Source organism: Pedobacter sp. (genome assembly GCF_035566355.1).
Taxonomy (GTDB): Bacteria; Bacteroidota; Bacteroidia; order Sphingobacteriales; family Sphingobacteriaceae; genus Pedobacter.
On the sequence record NZ_DATMRL010000700.1, the window covers coordinates 1 to 3392 of the forward strand.

Here is a 3392-nt window from a genome sequence, read left to right on the forward strand (position 1 = left end):
CTTGTGGTGGGGAAGTGAAGTCTTAATCACAAAACTGAAATCAGCTACAGATCAGGACTCCAGACACATGGTCTATATCGGTGCCTGCAACAAAGACGAAGATGTAGTGATGTATAATGATGCACTGCAATTTAGTAAAGCGGTTCAGAAAGCCGCAGGAAAGAACACCTCTATATTTTTTGACTATTTGCCTCAGGAAATCCATTCAACTGTAATACATCAGGCGGTATACAATGCCTTCAAGTTATTTTATCCCAAAACTGAATATCAGAAATAAAATATGGCCGAAGAAAATCCGATCAACAAGCTTCTGGCATTTATAAAAACCAGGGTAAGCCTTACGGAGCAAGACATAATTCTTATTGAAGATTCCTTTGAACCTGTTTGGTTCCCGAAAAACAGAATAATTGAAGAACAAGATGAGGTGCCAAAATACATCTATTACATCATTTCCGGCTATCTGCGATTGTTCCATTATAACGATCATGGAGATGAAGTCACCTCACATATCAATTGCCCACCTGGCTTCATTACTTCATACAGCAGTTTTATTAATCAAAATAAATCTGCGGAAAACCTCGAATGTATTACAGAATCTGAGTTGTTAAGAACAACTAAAAAAGACCTTGACATGCTTACGCAGGAAAGTATCGCAATGAAGGATTTTAGTATTTCCGTTTTTCAGCAGTCCATTGAGTATAATGAAAATCGCTCTAAAGAATTGGCTACACTAACTGCAGAACAGCGTTACAGGAAATTGATGGATACTTTTCCTGACATCTTACAGAATGTACCCATTGCTTATATTGCATCCTTTTTAGGTATGAAACCAGAAAGCTTAAGCCGCATTCGCAGAAAAGTAGCGGGCTAGCACGATTAACTAACAAAAGTCAAGTGTAAACGAATTTCAACTGCTGAATTTTGTGTCGTGATTTAAATATAAAATTATGACAAAGAAAAATTTAGCATTGGTTTCAGGAGCCAATGGACATTTGGGAAATAACTTAGTCAGACTGCTTCTTAAAAAAGGCATCCCGGTTAGAGCAAGCGTAAGAAATATTAACAATAAAGCTCCATTTCATGGATTGGATTGTGAGGTTGTTGAGGCTAATATCACCGATAAGGCATCTTTTGTAAGAGCGCTGCAAGGGGTGGAGACGTTCTATGCCGTTGGTGCTTCATTCAAACTATGGGCAAAAGATCCAAAAAAGGAGATTTATGATGTAAACCTCCAGGGTACAAGAAATACAATTGAGGCTGCCGCTGAAGCTGGAGTAAAAAGAATTGTCTATGTCAGCTCTATTGCAGCTTTAGATTACACCAGTTTACCTGCAAAGGAGAGTAATGGCTATAATAACGACCGAAGAGACATGTACTACAATTCAAAGAATGACGGTGAACAACTGGCATTAGAACTAGCCATGCAACTTGGCATTGAATTGGTTGTGGTCATGCCATCAGCAATGATTGGAGGAGTGGCTTCTTTACCTTTAAATGTTTCCTACGGTGTCTTAAAACTAATCTTGAATAAACAGATCCCGGTTGACACTAAAATAACCTTGAACTGGATAGACGTAAAAGATGTAGCCGAGGGATGTTATTTAGCCGCTGTTCGGGGAAGAAATGGAGAGCGTTATATTTTAGCCAATGAGAATTGTATGACCATAACAGATACAACAATACTGGCAAAGAATTTACATCCCCAATTAAATCTGAAAGTACCAGGAGCAGTTCCAAAAGCGGTCTTGTTTACCATTGCCTGGTTAATGGAACTTGTGGGTAAATGGAAAAATCAAGCACCCTTATTAACCAGGAAAGATATTGCCATGTTTTCCGGGTTACAGCAAAATTTCGATATTTCCAAGGCGCGGAATGAACTGGGATTTAATCCGGTTAACCCTGAGCAAGCTGTAGAGGAAGCTATAGCATATTTACTGCAACATAAATTGCTATTGACCAGCTAGTGGAAGGGTAAAGAAAAAGGTTGAGCCTTCGCCGCATTTACTTTCCACCCAGATCTTACCACCATGTCTTTGAACAATCTCTGCACTCAGATACAAACCAATTCCAAAACCAGATATATTCTGGGTTTGGTTACTTTCCACGCGATAAAAACGTTGAAATAATTTATCTACATCTGCTTGTTGTATCCCTATGCCTTCATCCTTTATACTCACCTGTACTTCAGCATCTTTAATTTCACAATTAATTTCAATGCTTTTTCCCGTTGGAGAGTATTTTACTGCATTGCTAAGCAAATTTGAAATTACCGATCCTATTTTATCCCGATCTGCATATATGGTGACGGGCTGGCAATTTGAAAGTGACAAAATATGCCCGTCATCAACATGCATGGTCTCCTCCACGATATCTCTGATCAGCATATCCAGTTGAAAATTATCTTTATGGAGCTGGATTTTCCCAGATTCCAGGCGGGAAATATTCAGAAACCCATTGATCAGTGTGTTCATTTTTTTTACCTGACCAAGTGCCCGCTCCATAGTATTGCTTACGAATGTGTCTTCAATTCCTTTTAGTTTAGCTTTTAACAACTGAACGTAGCCGGTGAGGGAGGTTAGCGGTGTTTTGAGTTCATGGCTAACCATCCCAATAAAATCATTTTTACGAAGCTCATCTAACTTTTGTTCCGTAATCTCTATCAGCAGACCTGAAAAATGAGTTAAATTTCCGTTTGAATCCGGATATAGACGACCAAAAACCCTTAGCCAGCGATTTTTCCCGTCATTACGGCCCAGGACGGGGTATTCGACATTAAAATATTCATTTCTGGTGAGTGTGGCATGAAGCATATCCCTTACTTTTCCCCTATATTCTTCTGCGATATTTGAAATGGCATCTTCGGCAGTCATCGGATCGCTCGAATGATAGCCATACAACTCCTTCATCCTATCTGAGGCAATGAATTGCTTGCTGTTTCTGTCCATATTCCATGTACCAGCGTTCGCAGCCTCAATCGAAAACCTTAACATACTCTCTGCCTTTTCGGTTTTCTTTCTCGAACGTTCCTGTTCTTTTATCGTCTTCTCAATTTTTTGAAAATTAAGTACCTTTTCCGTTGTTTCCGAGCAGATGACCAAAACACCACCAGACCTGCCTGATTCATCGTCAACTTTACTATAACTAAAAGTCCAGTACACATCCTCCAATTGATTATTGCGATAAATAGGTATCAGTTGATCCTCACTCCAGGTAGAGGGACCGCCCTGCATGACCTGATCGATAAGCGGTTTAATTACCGGCCAGATTTCCGGCCAGCATTCGGCCCCATGTTGTCCTAAAGCTTTAGGATGTTTTCCTTCATTACCCAGGCTTGGGCGGTAAGCATCGTTGTAAAACTGGATCAATTCGTCACCCCACCATAAAAACATAGG

The 3392-nt window shown here is 39.9% G+C and carries 3 protein-coding genes and 1 pseudogene; 3 read left to right on the top strand and 1 reads right to left on the bottom strand.

Annotation, left to right across the window (positions count from 1 at the left end; translation table 11 throughout):
* The 3 genes and pseudogenes from VNZ46_RS27535 to VNZ46_RS27545 form a co-directional block, all read left to right on the top strand.
* A pseudogene (locus tag VNZ46_RS27535) lies at positions 1 to 277 on the top strand (hypothetical protein); the annotation flags it as partial.
* Between the two features lie 3 nt (positions 278 to 280).
* The gene (locus VNZ46_RS27540) at positions 281 to 871 is read left to right on the top strand and encodes a Crp/Fnr family transcriptional regulator (protein ID WP_325564606.1); all 591 of its coding nucleotides are present in this window, start codon (positions 281 to 283) and stop codon (positions 869 to 871) included.
* Positions 872 to 947: 76 nt separating this feature from the next.
* On the top strand, positions 948 to 1964 hold the full coding sequence (locus tag VNZ46_RS27545) for an NAD-dependent epimerase/dehydratase family protein (protein WP_325564608.1): 1017 nt from the start codon (positions 948 to 950) through the stop codon (positions 1962 to 1964).
* Here VNZ46_RS27545 and VNZ46_RS27550 read toward each other — a convergent pair.
* A partial coding sequence (locus tag VNZ46_RS27550; protein WP_325564610.1) for an ATP-binding protein occupies positions 1950 to 3392 on the bottom strand: 1443 nt, incomplete at its 5' end. The genes VNZ46_RS27545 and VNZ46_RS27550 overlap by 15 nt on opposite strands.

Coding starts and splice junctions, on each gene's coding strand:
- VNZ46_RS27540 (WP_325564606.1), top strand. CDS start 281: ATGGCCGAAGAAAATCCGATCAACAAGCTTCTGGCATTTATAAAAACC.
- VNZ46_RS27545 (WP_325564608.1), top strand. CDS start 948: ATGACAAAGAAAAATTTAGCATTGGTTTCAGGAGCCAATGGACATTTG.